Source organism: Myceligenerans indicum, assembly GCF_016742955.1.
In the GTDB taxonomy this organism is placed as follows: Bacteria; Actinomycetota; Actinomycetes; order Actinomycetales; family Cellulomonadaceae; genus Myceligenerans; species Myceligenerans indicum.
Genome location: NZ_JABBYC010000024.1, coordinates 1 through 15,306 on the forward strand (window position 1 = coordinate 1; position 15,306 = coordinate 15,306).

Consider the following 15,306-nt stretch of genomic DNA (forward strand, 5'->3'; position numbering starts at 1 on the left):
CATACGAGATGTAGCTCCGTCTCGTGGGCTCGGAGATGTGTATAAGAGACAGGGGTGGCGGTGGTGGTCGCGGGTGGCCTTCTTCCCGAAGGCCGCCCGCGACCGTCGTCCGGAACGCGAGGGGAGCTCAGGCGAACGCGCTCTCGCCGGTGATCTCGCGGCCGACGATCAGCGCCTGCATGCTCTCGGTGCCCTCGTAGGTGTGCAGGGCCTCGATGTCCGCGAAGTGCCGCGCCACGCGGTTCTCCAGCAGGATTCCGTTGCCACCCAGCAGGTCGCGGGCGGTCTGCGCGATCTGGCGGGCGCCACGCGTGCAGGAGTACTTGGCGATCGACGCCTGCGGGCCGGTCAGCTCGCCGGCCTCGGCACGGCGTGTCATCTGCTTCACCAGGAGCTGAAGCTGCGTGAGCGTCGACAGCATCTGCGTCAGGCGCTCCTGGACCATCTGGCTCGCGGCGAGCGGGCGCCCGAACTGCACGCGCTGCCTCGAGTACGCCACGGCGGCCTCGTAGCAGGCCACGGCGTGCCCGACGGCGGACCAGGCGACCCCCAGGCGCGTGGAGAACAGCACGCGGCCGGCGTCCTTGAAGGACCGCGACTTCGGCAGCAGGTTCTCCGCCGGGACGAACACGTCCGTCAGGACGATGTGGGCCTGGTGGATGGCGCGCAGCGACACCTTGCCCTGGATGGTGGTGGCCGCGTAGCCAGGGGTGTCCTGCGGCACGATGTAGCCGTGGACCTGGCCGTCCTCGCCCCGGGCCCACACCACGGTGATGTCGCCCGTCGAGCCGAGGCCGATCCACTTCTTCTCGCCGTTGATGACGTAGCCCTCGACCCCGTCGCGGGTGGCGGCGACCGCCGTCGTCTCCAGGGCTACGGAGTCCGAGCCGTGCGTGGGCTCGGTGAGGCCGAACGCGCCGAGGATCTCGCCGCGCGCCATCGGGCCGGCGTACCTCTCGATCTGCTCCTCGGAGCCGAGCATGACGATCGACTGCAGCGCCAGACCACCCTGCACGGCACAGATCGTGGCCACGGAGCCGTCCCCGCGCGACATCTCCATGGCGGCCAGGCCCTCGGCGTAGGGCGTGATGTGCGGGAGGCCGGGCACGTCCACGCCGTCGCGCAGCAGGTCGAGCTCGGCGAGGCGCTTGACCAGGTCCATCGGGACCTCGTAACGCTCCCAGTAGTCGGCGATGACGGGCAGGACGTCCTCCTGCACGAACTTGCGGACCTTGTGCTGGTGAGCGCGTTCCTCCGTGGTGGCGTCCGCGAACGCCCCGGCGAAGTCGATGTCGAGCGGCTGCGACAGGTCGTAGTCGGGGGCCGTCACCCCAGGGGTCTGAGTCATGCCCACATCGTGCTTCGGTACCGAATCTCACGTCAAGTGATACGGCGTCTCACGAGAAGGCGGCGACTTGCTCCCGTCGCTGGATGCGCCACCAGACGAAGAAGCCCACCAGGGTGAACCCGCCGTAGAACACGTACATCGCGGCCGTGGCCCAGTAGCCCGCGCTCAGCAGGAGGGGCACGCCCACGATGTCGACCGCCACCCAGATCAGCCAGAACTCGACCCACCCCTTGGCCATGCCGTAGGTGGCCAGGAGCGAGCCCATGAAGATCCAGGCGTCGGCCCAGACGGGCTCGAACGACCCGAGCGCCCGGAACAGCGGCGTCAGCAGCAGCGTGCCGCCGAACAGCGCGGCGACGAGACCGAGCCGCGCCGGCCACGAGGCCCATCGCGGATGCACGGCGGCGCCGTCGCCGGCCGGGACCCTGCCGTCCGCGCGGATGTCGGCGGAACGGCGGCGGGTCTCCTGCCAGCGGTACCAGCCGTAGACGGACACGGCGACGAACATGACCTGCCGGCCCGCCTGGCCGAGCATGTCGGCGCGCGCGGTCTCGCCGAACCATGAGCCGAGGAAGACCGTGAACAGCAGCACGTTCCCGACGATGCCCACCGGCCACGCCCACACCTTGCGCTGCATCCCGCCCAGCGCGGACGCCAGTCCGAAGACGTTCCCTATCACCTCGCGCCACAGGAGCTGTTGGTCCCCGATGGTGAAGGTGGCGTCGAACAGCCAGCGGATCGCATCCATGGGAGAAGGATGGCACGGCGTGTGGGCGTGGTTGTGAGATCGCTCTCACGAGTTTCCCCAGAACCATTGTCGTAAAAGGGATCCACCGGTACAAAGGTCTCTGAGAGCGTTCTCAACCCTGCAATGACGCAACCTCACTCGTCCCAACGATGGAAAGCGAGTCACCATGAGAACCCATCACCGGATCACGGCCGTGGCCGTCGGCATCGTCGCCGTCGCGATCGGCCCTCTGGCGGCGTCGATCACCCAGGCCGCCGTCCCCGCGACGCCCTCGGGCTGGTCCCTGGCCTGGAGCGACGACTTCGACGGAGCGGCCGGGACCGGCATCGACACGAACACCTGGATCTACGACATCGGCCACTCCTACCCCGGCGGAGCCGACAACTGGGGTACGGGCGAGATCGGCTACCACACCGACAGCACGCAGAACGTCTACCAGGACGGCAACGGCAACCTCGCGATCCGCCCGCTGCGTGACGCCGACGGCAACTGGACGTCGGGCCGTATCGAGACCGTGCGCACCGACTTCGAGCCCGCGCAGGGCGGCGTGATGCGGGTCGAGGGCCGCGTCAAGCTGCCGGACGTCTCCGGACCTGCCGCGCAGGGCATCTGGCCGGCCTTCTGGATGCTCGGTGAGCCGTTCCGCGGCAACTACTGGAACTGGCCGGGCATCGGCGAGATCGACATCCTCGAGAACGTCAACGGCACCAACCAGGTGTTCGGCACGCTGCACTGCGGCACCTCACCGGGCGGGCCCTGCAACGAGACGAGCGGTCTCGGCGGATCGACCACCTGCCAGGTCTCGAGCTGCCAGTCCGCGTTCCACACGTACAGCGTCGAGTGGGACCGCAGCACCGCGACCGAGGAGCTGCGCTGGTACCTCGACGGCAACCTGTTCCACACCGTCAACGAGAACCAGGTCGACGCGACCACCTGGACCGACGCCACCGACCACGGCTTCTTCATCATCCTCAACGTCGCGGTCGGCGGCGGATGGCCCGGCAACCCGACGCCGGCCACGGCGTCCGGCGTCCCGATGCTCGTCGACTACGTGGCCGTCTACCAGTCGACGGGCTCCGGCGACCCGACCACCCCTCCTCCGTCGACCGGCCCGGACGCCTACTCGACGATCCAGGCCGAGAACTACGACGCGCAGTCGGGCATCCAGACCGAGACGACGTCGGACACCGGCGGCGGTGAGAACATCGGCTGTGCCGCGAACGGCGACTGGGTGCGGTTCGACGGCGTGGACTTCGGGTCCTCGGCGGCGCACACGTTCTCCGCCCGCGTCGCCTCCGGCGCGGCCGCCGGTATCAGCGGCCTCGTCGAGGTCCGGCTCGACGACGTGAACGCCGAACCCATCGGCAGCTTCGCCGTCGCGAACACCGGTGGCTGGCAGTCCTGGCAGACGGTGCCCGCCAACATCGCGCCCACGACGGGCACCCACACGGTGTACCTGCGGTTCACGTCCGGCCAGCCGAACGACTTCGTGAACGTCAACTGGTTCACCTTCGCCCACTGAGCGCTCCCCGCGCCCAGGAGCGTCCGCGACGGGTGGCCGCCCGCCACCCGCCGCGGAACTACACTCCGATCAACCGGACCGGGGACCCTGGAGGAGAGCCATGCGCGACACGCAGGCGGCACGTCCCACCCTCGAGACGGTGGCACGCCTGGCCGGGGTCTCGCGCGCGACCGTGTCCCGCGTGATCAACGGCTCCGTGGGGGTCACGTCCGGCGTGCGCGAGGCGGTGGACCGGGCCGTCGACCAGCTCGGATACGTGCCCAACCCGGCGGCACGCAGCCTCGTGTCCCGTCGCACGGACTCGATCGCCCTCGTCGTGCCGGAACCCGCCACCCGGATGTTCTCCGACGACGCCTTCTTCACCGGCATCCTGCGCGGCATCGGCCAGGAGCTGGAGGCGGCCGACAAGCAGCTCGTCCTCCTGCTCGCCTCGACCCCCGCGAACCACGGCCGCATCATGCGGTACCTCCGCGGCCGGACCGTGGACGGGGTCATCCTCGCCTCGCTGCACGGAAACGATCCGTTCCCCGCCGAGGTCACCGCGACGGGCGTCCCCGTGGTCGCCAGCGGCCGCCCCTTGACCGGCGGCGCCGTCCCCTACATCGACGTCGACCACGCCGGTGGTGTCCGGGCCGCGGTCCGGCACCTCCTGGCGCAGGGGCGGACACGCATCGCGACGATCGCCGGCCCCCAGGACATGGTCGCGGGCATCGACCGGCTCGCCGGATACCGCGACGCACTCGCCGCGGCCGGCATGCGGTCGCTCGTCGAGATCGGCGACTTCACGCGTGAGTCGGGCACGGCGGCGATGCGCCGCCTCCTCGACGACGAGCCGGGGATCGACGCGGTCTTCGTCGCCTCCGACCTCATGGCCGACGGCGCCCTGCGTGCGCTGGCCCGGGCAGGACGCCGCGTTCCGCAGGACGTGGCCGTGGTCGGGTTCGACGACGCCGCCGCGGCGCGCTCCACGGAACCCCCGCTGACCACCGTGCGGCAGCCCATCCACGAGATCGGCCGCATGCTCGCGCAGCAGATCCTGAAGCTGGCCGCGGGCGAGCACATCGACACGGCGCTGATCCTCCCCACCGAGCTGGTGCTGCGGGAGTCCGCCTGAGCCCGCGCGCGTGCCCCTATCCCAGCGCGTCCCGGACCGCGCGCGCCACCTCGTCCGGCGGCGTGTCACCGTCGAGGACGGTGACCACGACCCGGCGGCGCGGCCTCGTGTCAGGCTCGGGCGCCTCACCACCCTTGCTGACCACGACGGCGCGACGCAGGTCGGAGAACGCCTCCTCCAGGTCGGGGCGCGGGTCCAGAGACGGGTTGCGCAGCCAGCGCCGCAGGATGGCGTTGTGCACCGCCACCACCGACGCCGCGAACGCGATCGAGGCGGTCGTGTTCGACCGGTCCGGCGGGAGCGTGTCGCGCAGGTACTGGGTGAACGCGCGCTCGTAGCGGTGGGTGGTGACCAGCTCACGGTCCCGCAGCGCCGGCACCTGCTGCAGCAGCGCGTACCGGGCGAGCGACGTCTCGCGCTGGCCCACGTGGTGGTCGAAGACCATGCGTGCTGCCCGGCACACCTCCAGGTAGGGGCCGGTATCCGGGTCCCAGCCGTGGCCGGCGTCGCTGCCCGCCTCCTCGCTGGACCGCGCCTCCGGCCGCGTGGCGGCCAGCATCACGACCACCTCCTCGAGGAGAAGCTCGTGGTCGGCGAAGACCACGTCCTCCTTCGACCGGTACCGGCGGAAGAATGTCGCGCGGCTCACCTGCGCGGCGTCCGCGATCTCCTCGACGGTGGTCTTCTCGTAGCCCTGACGGGTGAACAGGTCGACGGCGGCGTCAACGGCCTGTGCATGCGTGTGGGGTCGAACCGCGGTCATGCAGGGCAGGTTACCGTTCCCGGATCTTGCCGGTACGAAGCCGCTGAAGATAACGCACCTCGCGGAGCGCGATCGCGGAGCCCAGCGCCAGGGGAACGGCGGACCACGGATGCCCGGAGAGGAGGCCGAACAGCCCGACGGCGGCCACCACGACACCGCCGACGACCGTGAACAAGCTCGACCATCGCATGAGGCTCACCGTAGCGGAGGCGAGTCCGACGATGTCGTACAGGCGGCATAGGGTCGGCGCATGACTGAAACCACCCGGAACAGCACCCCCGTCGTCGACGTGTACGTCGACCCGGTGTGCCCGTTCGCCTGGATCACCTCCCGCTGGGCCATCGAGGTCGCGCAGCACCGCGACGTCGAGCTCACGTTCAAGCTGATGAGCCTCTACCTGCTCAACAAGGACCGCGACATCCCCGCCGACTACCGGGCGCTCATGAACAGCTCGCGCGGCATCGGACGCGTCGCCGCCGCAGTCCAGACAGACCACGGTTCCGAGGCGTTCGCCGCCTTCTACAACGCCGCCGGGGTCCGCGTCCACAACGGGCGCAACAAGGACTTCGCCGCCGTGATCCCCGAGGCGCTCGCCGAGGCCGGGCTCCCCGCCGAACTGGCGGCCGCCGCGGAGTCCGACGCGTACGACGACGCGCTCTCCACCTCCCACGAGACCGGAATGAAGCCGGTGGGTGAGGACGTCGGCACTCCGACCATCCACGTCGACGGCACCGCGTTCTTCGGGCCGGTGCTCCAGTCCATCCCCCGCGGGGAGGACGCGGTCCGCCTGTTCGACGGCGCCGTGGCGCTGGCCTCGCACCCGGACTTCTTCGAGCTGAAGCGGACGCGGTCGGGGTCGCTGAACTTCGACTGAGCCGAACAATCCCCCACGGCGGAAAAGTGTCGGAACGATCCGGCCGCCGATGACATTGTTGGAGGCATGAGTCTCGACCTCCGCATCTTCACGGAACCCCAGCAGGGCGCCTCCTACGACGATCAGCTCGCCATCGCCAAGGCAACCGAGGAACTCGGCTTCAGCGCCTTCTTCCGCTCCGACCACTATCTCGCGATGGGCGGCGACGGACTGCCCGGCCCCACCGACTCCTGGATCACGCTCGCCGGCCTCGCCCGCGACACCGAGACGGTCCGGCTCGGCACGCTCGTCTCGTCCGCGACCTTCCGCCACCCTGGTGTGCTCGCGATCCAGGTAGCCCAGGTGGACCAGATGTCTGGCGGCCGCGTGGAGCTCGGCCTCGGAACCGGCTGGTTCGGGGCCGAGCACGCGGCCTACGGGATCCCGTTCCCCGACAAGCGGTTCGGCATCCTCGAGGAACAGCTCGCCGTCGTGACCGGGCTGTGGGGCACGCCCCAGGGCGAGACGTTCTCCCACTCGGGCAAGCACTACACGATCACCGACTCGCCCGCGCTGCCGAAGCCCGCGCAGGATCGCATCCCCGTCATCGTGGGCGGGGCCGGGGCGAAGCGCACGCCGGCGCTCGCTGCCCGGTTCGCCGACGAGTACAACCAGGGGTTCCCGGAGATCGACTCGATCGGCCCACGCATCAAGGTCATCGAGCAGGCGCTGTCCGACGCCGGGCGCAGCACGGACTCGATGGTGCTGTCCGCGGCGCTCGTGCTCGCGGTGGGCCAGGACGAGGCGGAGTTCACCAGGCGCGCCGCGGCGATCGGCCGCGAGCCCGCCGAGCTGCGCGAGCACGGCGTCGCGGGGACGGTCGCCGAGGCCGCCGAGCGACTGCGGGACCTGGAGAAGGCGGGGATTTCCCGGGTCTATCTCCAGGTCCTGGACATGCAGGACCTGGACCACCTGGATCTGGTCGCGCGCGAGGTGCGGCCCCAGCTCGACTGAGAGCAGCTCGGACCGGCACCGGCCGCGCCCTGTCCCGCGTCGGGCGACGCGGGCGGGCCCGGGCGGGTGCCGGGCCGGACACATGGGGGAAACCGTCTCCCGTCGCCGCGTGGACTACTCTCCGCTCGATACGTGAGCGAAGAGAACGGGGCCTGGCATGACGAGGGGTTGGACAGTGCACGGGGACGGCGTGCAGATAGCGCCGGGAGAGGCCGTGGCGCCGGGCGAGAGGCTGAGCTGGCCCCGGACCGTCGGCATCGGGCTGCAGCACGTCGTCGCGATGTTCGGTGCGACGTTCCTGGTGCCCGTGCTGACGGGATTCGACCCGGCCACGACGTTGTTCTTTTCGGCGATCGGCACGGTGGGCTTCCTGCTGATCACCGGGAACCGGCTGCCGAGTTATCTGGGCTCGAGCTTTGCCTTCATCGCCCCGATCGGGGCGGCGACGGCGTCGGGTGGCCAGTCGGTCGCCGTCGGGGGTGTCCTCGTGACCGGCCTGCTGCTGGCGCTCGTCGGCGCGGTGGTGCACCTGGCGGGCGCACGATGGATCGATGTCGTCATGCCCCCGGTGGTCACCGGTGTGATCGTGGCGCTGATCGGCCTCAACCTGGCGCCGGCCGCGTGGGGTACCTGTGACGAAGGCGGCGCGTGCTCGGGCTTCCAGGCGTCGCCACTGACGGCCGTCGTGACGCTGGCGTCGATCATCCTCGTCTCCGTGCTGTTCCGGGGGATCCTCGGGCGGCTGTCGATCCTGGTCGGTGTCGTGGTCGGCTACGGCTTCGCCGCGGCGCGGGGCGAGGTGGACTTCACGGCGATCGGGGACGCCGCCTGGTTCGGGCTTCCGACGTTCACCACGCCGTCGTTCGACCCCGCGGTACTGGGGCTGTTCGTCCCGGTCGTGCTCGTGCTCGTGGCCGAGAACGTGGGACACGTGAAGTCCGTCGCCGCCATGACGGGCAAGAATCTCGACGGCGTCACCGGCCGCGCGCTCCTGGCGGACGGTGTCGCGACAACGTTTGCCGGTCTCGGTGGCGGCTCCGGGACGACGACGTACGCGGAGAACATCGGCGTGATGGCGGCGACGAGGGTCTACTCCACGGCGGCGTACTGGGTCGCGGCGGGCGGAGCCCTGGTGCTGAGCCTGTCGCCCAAGTTCGGTGCGGTGATCAACTCCGTTCCGGGCGGTGTGCTGGGCGGGGTGACGACGATGCTCTACGGGATGATCGGCGTCCTCGGAGCGCGGATCTGGGTGCAGAACCGGGTGGACTTCTCCGACCCGGTCAATCTCACGACCGCCTCGGTGCCGCTGGTCGTCGGCATCGCGAACTACACCTGGACGGCGGGCGATCTCCGGTTCGAGGGCATCGCCCTGGGGACGGCGTCGGCTCTGCTGATCTATCACGGGATGCGGCTGGTCGGCCGCCTGCGCGGGTAGCGGTCGGGGGCCTCGGGGGTGGCCGGGCCCGCAGCCTGCCGCTGCTCCGAGGGGGCCATCGACCTGACTGCGAGGCTGCGGCGTGCTGCCGGGCGTCGGCCGCCGCGGCACCTCGTGACGAGGGCTTCCACCCGATTGAACGTGTGTGTAGCATGTTGAACATGCGTTCAGCCGGCGGGTCCGCCTCCAGGCCCCAGCGGACGCCCGCCACGGACAAGACCACGCGGGCGCGCATCCGTGACGCCGCGATACGACGCTTCGCCACCAGCGGTTTCGGTGCGTCCGTGCGTGCGATCGCCCAGGACGCCGCCGTCAGCCCGGGCCTGGTGATGCACCACTTCGGCTCGAAGGACGCGTTGCGTGCGGCATGCGACGAGCATGTTCTCGCCCAGATCCGCGCGGTGAAGAACGAGACCATCGGCCATGCGGCCGGAGGCGGCGGCTTCCTGCAGGCGTTCGCCGGCGCCCAGGAGCACGCCGCGCTCCTGGGCTACGTCCTGCGGTCCATGCAGGACGGCAGCTCCCTCGCCCGGGAGTTCATCGACCGCATGGTCGACGACGCCGTGGCGTACACGCGGCACGCGGTCGCCCAAGGCATCGTGGTGCCCAGCCGCGACGAGGTCGCCCGGGCGCGCCACCTGACGTTCTCGGGACTTGGCGCCCTGCTGCTCGAGGTCACCCTGAATCCGCCGGAGGACCCCTCCGATCTCCGCGCGATCGTCGACACGTTCCTCGAGCAGAGCTACCTGCCGATGCTCGAGCTGTACACCGAGGGATTCCTGACCACCCGGCGCATGCTCGACGACTACCTCATGTATGTCACCGACCCGCCGGAAGGTGCGACGGCGGCCGGCTGAGGCCGAACCACGTCCCACGTTCGCCGCCGTCCCCAGCTACCGCCGTACCGCAGGACCGGTACGGCGGCCCTTCACCTTCCGTGAACTGGTAAGGACAACCAGAGAGCGAGCATCTTATGACCAACACCTCCTCCGGCGTGCCCGCGATCGAGATCGCGGGCCTCGACAAGTCCTTCGGCGCGGTCAAGGCCCTCGACGGCCTCGACCTGACGGTCCCCACCGGCGAGGTCGCCGGATTCCTGGGCCCCAACGGCGCCGGCAAGTCCACCACCATCCGAGTCCTGCTGGGCCTGCTGCGGTCCGACGCCGGTACCGCCCGCATGTTCGGCCGTGACGTCTGGCGCGACGCGGTCGAGCTCCACAAGCACATCACCTACGTCCCCGGCGACGTCAGCCTGTGGCCGAACCTCACGGGCGGCGAGTGCATCGACTACCTCACCCGTCTGCGCGGTGCGGCCGACAAGAAGGCACTGCGCGTCCGCAAGGCCGAACTGCTGGAACGCTTCGAGCTCGACCCGCGCAAGAAGGCCCGGACCTACTCCAAGGGCAACCGGCAGAAGGTCGCCCTGGTCGCGGCCTTCCTGTCCGACGCCGAGCTGTACATCCTCGACGAACCCACGGCCGGGCTCGACCCGCTCATGGAGTCCGTGTTCACCGACTACGTCCGTGAGGCCAAGGCGGACGGCCGTTCCGTCCTGCTGTCCAGCCACATCCTCAGCGAGGTCGAGAAGGTGTGCGACACCGTCACGATCATCCGCAACGGCACCGCGGTCGAGCACGGCACGCTCGACGAGCTGCGGCACCTCACACGGTCGAACGTGACCGCGGTGGTGGGCAAGGACCCCGCGGCGCTGGCGGGCCTCCGCGCGGTCAACGATCTCCAGGTCAAGGCGCACGACGGCGGGACCCGAGTCACCTTCGACGCCGACAACGCGGGCATCGCCGACGTGCTCGACGCCGTGACGGCCCTGGGCGTGCACAGCATCACCGTCACTCCTCCGTCTCTGGAGGAACTGTTCATGCGGCACTACGGCGACGTCATCGAGGCCGACGAGGCCGCGGCGGACGACGTGGCCGGTGACGGGGCGCCGTCGGGCCGCGCCGCGAGGAAGGCGGCCCGGCAGGCGGCGAAGAAGGCGGGTGTGCGATGAGCGCCGTCGCGCCGGGGCGGGGCGCCCCCACCGTCGCGGTGCCGTCGTTCGGGTCGACGCTGGAAGGGACGGGTCGGTTGATCCGCTTCATCCTGCGTCGGGATCGGGCAAGGATCTTCTGGTGGACGTTCTCGATCGTCTTCTTCTACGCGTACTTCATGGTTGCCCTCGATGCGCTCGGCGCCGAGGCGCTGGTCGGCCGGGCGCTGCTGATGGAGTCACCGAGCGGGATCGTGATGGGAGGGCCCGGATACGGGCTCGATGCCTACACGCCTGAGCGCGCGGTGGCGAACGAAGGCATCACCTGGTTCGTGCTCGCGCTGGGGGTCATGAGCGTGCTGCACATGGTGCGGCACACGCGAAGCGAGGAGGAGTCGGGGAGATCGGAGCTGGTGCGCGCGAACCCGGTCGGGCGTCACGCGCCGGCCGTCGCGTCGGTCGTCACCCTGGTTCTCGTGAACGCCGTGATTGCCGTTCTGTCCGCGATGACGCTCATCGGGATCGGCGGCGAGTACGTGACGTTCGCCGACTCGTTCGCCATCACCAGCGGAGTCGCGTGTGCCTCGATGGTGTTCGGGCTCGTCGGGCTGGTCTTCGCGCAGCTGACGGTATCCGGCCGAGGCGCCGTGGGTCTTGGGATGGTGGTGCTCGGGCTGGGCTTCGTCGTGCGTGCGGTGGGCGATGTCGCCGAGACCGGCGGAAGCACCCTGTCCTGGTTCTCGCCGTTCGCCTGGGCACAACAGATGAGGCCCTTCGTCGACCTCATCTGGTGGCCGATCCTGCTGTCGGCCGGTTCCATCGCGATACTCCTGCTCGTCGCGAGCGTTCTGGGTTCGCGCCGCGACTTCGGTGGCGGCCTGCTGCCGGACCGCATCGGCCCCGCAACGGCGACGGCCTCCCTGCGCGGGCCGATCGCTCTTGCCTGGCGGCAGCAGAGGTTTGCCCTGTTGGTGGTCACCGCCTTCTTCGCGGCCATGTGGCTCGGAGTCGGCACCATGCTGCCGACGATCGGCGAGATGGTGGGCAGCCTGATCGAGTCCAATCCGCAGTTCGGCGCCGTGTTCGGCGATCCGGGCGATCCCTCTGGATTCCTGGGACTCGTCATGCTCGAAGGAGTGCTCTTCGTCGGTGCGTATGCCATCGTCATGGGTGCCCGGCCCAAGGCGGAGGAGAACGCCGGCCGCGCCGAGATCGCCCTGGCCCGGCCCGTGTCACGGACCCGCTGGTTCGGTGCGCACATCCTTGTGACCGGCATCGGCGTCGTGATCGCCGTGGCGGTGCCGATCCTCGCCGTATGGGTGGGTGCGGTCGCCGTCGGCTTCGACCGCCAGTCCTTCGGCGACTACGCCCTGGTGGCCGCCACGTACGTGCCGTCCGCGCTGTGCTACCTCGGGTTCACGGTGGCGCTCTACGGCTGGTTCCCGCGAGCGACCGGACTCGGGTGGCTCCTGCTGGTGTACGGCTTCGTCATCGGGCTGTTCGGGAGCCTCATCCAGGATTTGCCGGAGGCGGCGAACTACATCAATCCGATCTACTGGGTTCCCGGTGTTTTCGAGACCCCTGACCTGGGTGAATGGCTCGGCGTGGCAGTAGTCGCACTCGGGCTGTGCGTACTGGGGATGATCGGCTTCCGGCGCCGGGACATCCCGGCCGTCTGAAGTCCCGTGTCCGACGGCGGTCGCGCGTGCGTGCTGCGCGGTGAGCACGTGCGCGCGTCGTCGTCGGACATCGCCCGGGCGGGGCGCGGCCGTATACGCGGGAAGAAGATGTGTGTGCAGCACGGACTTTGCGTGATGTGACCGTTTCGATAGGCTGTTTCGCCGCGTTACACGTCGTCGAACTCTAGGATCTCAGCCATGATCTTCAAGGCCGTCGGGGGCGGCCGACCCTACCCCGACCACGGGCGCACCCGCACCCGGGACTGGGTCGACGTCCCTCCCCGGCAGGTTCGGCTCGACGAGCTCGTGACCACCAAGCGAACCCTGGACCTGGAGACTCTTCTCGCGGAGGACTCCACGTTCTACGGTGATCTGTTCGCTCACGTGGTTGAGTACGAGGGCACCCTCTACCTCGAGGACGGGCTTCATCGCGCCGTGCGTGCTGCTCTGCAGCAGCGCCCCGTGCTCCACGCGCGCGTCCTCATGATCGGTTAGGTTCATTACGTGACAGACCCTTTCTACGACGAGGCGCGCGGCGCCCGGCGTCGTCGCCAGCACGAGCGCCAGGCCGTCGTCTTCGGCGTGATCATCGCCTTTCTGGCGGTTGCCGGAATCTTCGCACTGGCGACCTACACCGGCTCACTGGTCGGTCCGTTCCACCGGGAGTTCACGGTGGTGGGCGTGTCCCAGCAGGAGGAGGTTCCTGCGCCCTGCCTGCCCGAGGTGAAGGGGCAGCCCGACGGCGCCCTGCCGCTGCCGTACGCGCAGGTCGAGGTGAACTCGCTGAACGCGTCGGACAACCAGGGCGTGGCCAAGGCCTTCGAGGATGTGCTGGTCGGCCGGGGCTTCACCGTTCTGGAGCTGGGCACCATGCCGGAGAGCGACAGGCTGGAGGACTCGGAGCTGCGCTTCGGGGCCAAGGGCATCGTGCAGGCCTACACCCTCGCGACGCAGTTCCCGTCCATCCGGCTGGTCATGGACGACCGCAAGGGCAAGAACGTCGACCTGCTCATCGGTGAGGAGTACGACAGGCCTGTCGACGTCGAGGCCGTGCCTCCGTTGGACGAGCCGCTGGAGAACGTCGACAACTGTCGCTCGGCCGACGAGATCACACCGAGGCAGCGCGCGCTGTCCCTGGAGATGGAAGAGGCCAAGAAGGCCAAGGCCGAGGAGGGCGAGGTCAAGGAGGGCTGACCGGGCGGCCCGTCCCGGGCGGCCTGTCCCCGGGCGGCGGGCCCGGGCGGCGGCCCCGGGGCGGCCTGGGGCCGCCCCGGGTGAACCTCCTGAGGCGCGAGGAACCTGTCGTGCCGGCGCGGGCGCGGCCCGGCACGCTGGGCTCGCGGTCACGACGCCGGTTCGCCGCACCATGTCCGCAGTGCCACGGAGACGTCGGCGGGGTCGGGCGCACCGACCCACGCCGTGTACCCGTCGGGACGGACGAGAACAGTCTGGTTCTCCGGTCCGGTCAGGAAGGCCACCCGATTCCTCCACCCGGCAAGCTCGGAATCCCAGGCAGGTGCGGCACCTCCGACGAGCGCGAAGCGACCGGCGCGCAGGTGTTCGAACAGTCTCGTTCCGTCGGGCAGCTCATGGTCGGCAACCCGGGTCCCGACCGTCCTCGCATCGCCCGGGCCGCGGCCGTACCGGATCCCGAGCCCGGAGATCTGCATGGTCGCCATCCTCGTGACGGCCGGTGAGCCGAGCACCAACGGTGCGACCGCTTCGCGAGCCGCGACGGCGAGCCGGGAACGGGCGGTCGCGAGGCGTGCCATGCGCCCGCTCGACCTCAGCACCTCGGCGCCCACCGGATGACGCTCCGCGTGGTAGCCGTCGAGCAGCCCGAGGCTGGCACCCCGGGCCACCGCGGCGAGTCGCCACGAGAGATTGGCCGCGTCCTGCATCCCGGTGTTCATGCCCTGGCCGCCGGCGGGGGTGTGACAGTGAGCGGCGTCCCCGGCGAGGAAGACACGGCCGACGCGGTATCGGGGGACCTGCCGCTCGTCGGAGTGGAACCGCGAGATCCAGCGGGGCGAGTGCATCCCGTAGTCGGAGCCGAATGCCTGCCGCGCGGCCGCGGCGACCTGGTCCAGGGACGGCTCGCCGTCGTCGGCCTGATCGGCCCGGCTCCAGGCGGTCAGCCGCCAGTAGCCGTCCCCGAAGGGGGCGGCGAAGGCGAAGGCCTGGCGGTTGGTGTGGACGGTCGGTCTCGCGGGCGGCTCCGCCAGCAGGACGTCGGCGAGCATGATGCCGCGCATGACCGGGCCGCCGGGAAAGGGCAGGTCGATCAGGTGCCGCACGGCCGAGTGCACGCCGTCGCAGCCGACGGCGAAGTCGGAGCGGAGTGAGCGGGCCGTGCCGTCGGGCCCGGTGACGGTGAGGGACACGCCGTCGTCGTCCTGTGCGAGGCCGGTCACCTCGGTGTCGTGCTGGATGGTGGCGCCGAGCCGCTCGAGCCTGTCACGCAGGACCCGTTCCACGTACGGCTGTGCGCAGACGAGCAGATACGGGAAGGTGGTCGGGAGCCGGGAGAGGTCGAGCTCCGCGTTCCCGAAAGCGGCGACCTTGTCCATCTTGTAGGACGGGTGCGCCAGCAGATCCTCGGCGAGGCCGCGCATGTCGAGCACTTCCAGGGTTCGGGCGTGGACGCCGAAGGCTCGTGAGAGGTTCGACAGGTTCGCGGGACGCTTGTCGATGACCGTGACGTCCAGGCCGGCCTCGACGAGGTCGCCGGCGAGGAGAAGCCCGGTCGGTCCCGCTCCGACGACGACGACGGAGGTCGTGGGGGCCGTCTCAGGGTGAGCGGGTGCCTGGGTGGGGGAAGGGTGCGGCGATTTGGTTGCCAT

The 15,306-nt window shown here is 70.2% G+C and carries 15 protein-coding genes; 10 read left to right on the plus strand and 5 right to left on the minus strand.

All coding sequences use genetic code 11. From position 1 onward, the window contains the following. Positions 1 to 127: 127 nt before the first annotated feature. Both HGK34_RS13185 and pnuC read right to left on the minus strand, forming a co-directional pair. Positions 128 to 1,348, minus strand: coding sequence for an acyl-CoA dehydrogenase family protein (locus tag HGK34_RS13185; RefSeq protein WP_201848036.1), 1,221 nt, complete (start codon positions 1,346 to 1,348; stop codon positions 128 to 130). Positions 1,349 to 1,397: 49 nt separating this feature from the next. After that, entirely contained in the window at positions 1,398 to 2,096 is a 699-nt protein-coding gene (gene pnuC, locus HGK34_RS13190) for a nicotinamide riboside transporter PnuC (RefSeq protein WP_201848038.1), read from the minus strand. A 166-nt stretch (positions 2,097 to 2,262) separates the two neighbouring features. Between pnuC and HGK34_RS13195 the strand changes: the two genes are divergently transcribed. Continuing rightward, positions 2,263 to 3,618, plus strand: coding sequence for a glycoside hydrolase family 16 protein (locus HGK34_RS13195; protein WP_201848040.1), 1,356 nt, complete (start codon positions 2,263 to 2,265; stop codon positions 3,616 to 3,618). A gap of 100 nt (positions 3,619 to 3,718) precedes the next feature. Further along, positions 3,719 to 4,732 (plus strand): LacI family DNA-binding transcriptional regulator, encoded by a 1,014-nt coding sequence (locus tag HGK34_RS13200; RefSeq protein WP_201848042.1) that lies wholly within the window; start codon positions 3,719 to 3,721, stop codon positions 4,730 to 4,732. 16 nt (positions 4,733 to 4,748) lie between these two features. Here HGK34_RS13200 and HGK34_RS13205 read toward each other — a convergent pair whose 3' ends face one another. Both HGK34_RS13205 and HGK34_RS13210 read right to left on the minus strand, forming a co-directional pair. After that, positions 4,749 to 5,495, minus strand: coding sequence for a TetR/AcrR family transcriptional regulator (locus HGK34_RS13205; protein ID WP_201848044.1), 747 nt, complete (start codon positions 5,493 to 5,495; stop codon positions 4,749 to 4,751). Between the two features lie 10 nt (positions 5,496 to 5,505). Continuing rightward, entirely contained in the window at positions 5,506 to 5,685 is a 180-nt protein-coding gene (locus tag HGK34_RS13210; protein ID WP_201848046.1) for a hypothetical protein, read from the minus strand. A gap of 60 nt (positions 5,686 to 5,745) precedes the next feature. Here HGK34_RS13210 and HGK34_RS13215 point away from each other — a divergent pair, with 60 nt between their 5' ends. The 8 genes from HGK34_RS13215 to HGK34_RS23550 all read left to right on the plus strand — a co-directional run bounded on the left by HGK34_RS13215 (position 5,746) and on the right by HGK34_RS23550 (position 13,657). Continuing rightward, positions 5,746 to 6,369: a mycothiol-dependent nitroreductase Rv2466c family protein gene (locus HGK34_RS13215; RefSeq protein WP_201848049.1), complete on the plus strand. Its 624-nt coding sequence runs from the start codon at positions 5,746 to 5,748 to the stop codon at positions 6,367 to 6,369. A 66-nt stretch (positions 6,370 to 6,435) separates the two neighbouring features. Then, positions 6,436 to 7,362, plus strand: coding sequence for an LLM class F420-dependent oxidoreductase (locus tag HGK34_RS13220; protein ID WP_201848051.1), 927 nt, complete (start codon positions 6,436 to 6,438; stop codon positions 7,360 to 7,362). Between the two features lie 157 nt (positions 7,363 to 7,519). Then, positions 7,520 to 8,797, plus strand: coding sequence for a uracil-xanthine permease family protein (locus HGK34_RS13225; protein ID WP_201848054.1), 1,278 nt, complete (start codon positions 7,520 to 7,522; stop codon positions 8,795 to 8,797). 161 nt (positions 8,798 to 8,958) lie between these two features. Beyond that, entirely contained in the window at positions 8,959 to 9,654 is a 696-nt protein-coding gene (locus HGK34_RS13230; protein WP_201848056.1) for a TetR/AcrR family transcriptional regulator, read from the plus strand. A 116-nt stretch (positions 9,655 to 9,770) separates the two neighbouring features. Continuing rightward, positions 9,771 to 10,805: an ABC transporter ATP-binding protein gene (locus HGK34_RS13235; protein WP_201848058.1), complete on the plus strand. Its 1,035-nt coding sequence runs from the start codon at positions 9,771 to 9,773 to the stop codon at positions 10,803 to 10,805. Continuing rightward, the gene (locus tag HGK34_RS13240) at positions 10,802 to 12,463 is read left to right on the plus strand and encodes an ABC transporter permease (RefSeq protein ID WP_201848060.1); all 1,662 of its coding nucleotides are present in this window, start codon (positions 10,802 to 10,804) and stop codon (positions 12,461 to 12,463) included. The genes HGK34_RS13235 and HGK34_RS13240 overlap by 4 nt, the downstream gene beginning before the upstream one ends. A gap of 198 nt (positions 12,464 to 12,661) precedes the next feature. Beyond that, complete coding sequence (locus HGK34_RS13245) at positions 12,662 to 12,958, plus strand: type II toxin-antitoxin system VapB family antitoxin (RefSeq protein WP_201848062.1); 297 nt, start codon at positions 12,662 to 12,664, stop codon at positions 12,956 to 12,958. Between the two features lie 9 nt (positions 12,959 to 12,967). Then, entirely contained in the window at positions 12,968 to 13,657 is a 690-nt protein-coding gene (locus tag HGK34_RS23550) for a LytR C-terminal domain-containing protein (protein ID WP_201848064.1), read from the plus strand. 149 nt (positions 13,658 to 13,806) lie between these two features. Here HGK34_RS23550 and HGK34_RS13255 read toward each other — a convergent pair whose 3' ends face one another. After that, the gene (locus HGK34_RS13255) at positions 13,807 to 15,306 is read right to left on the minus strand and encodes an FAD-dependent monooxygenase (protein WP_201848066.1); all 1,500 of its coding nucleotides are present in this window, start codon (positions 15,304 to 15,306) and stop codon (positions 13,807 to 13,809) included.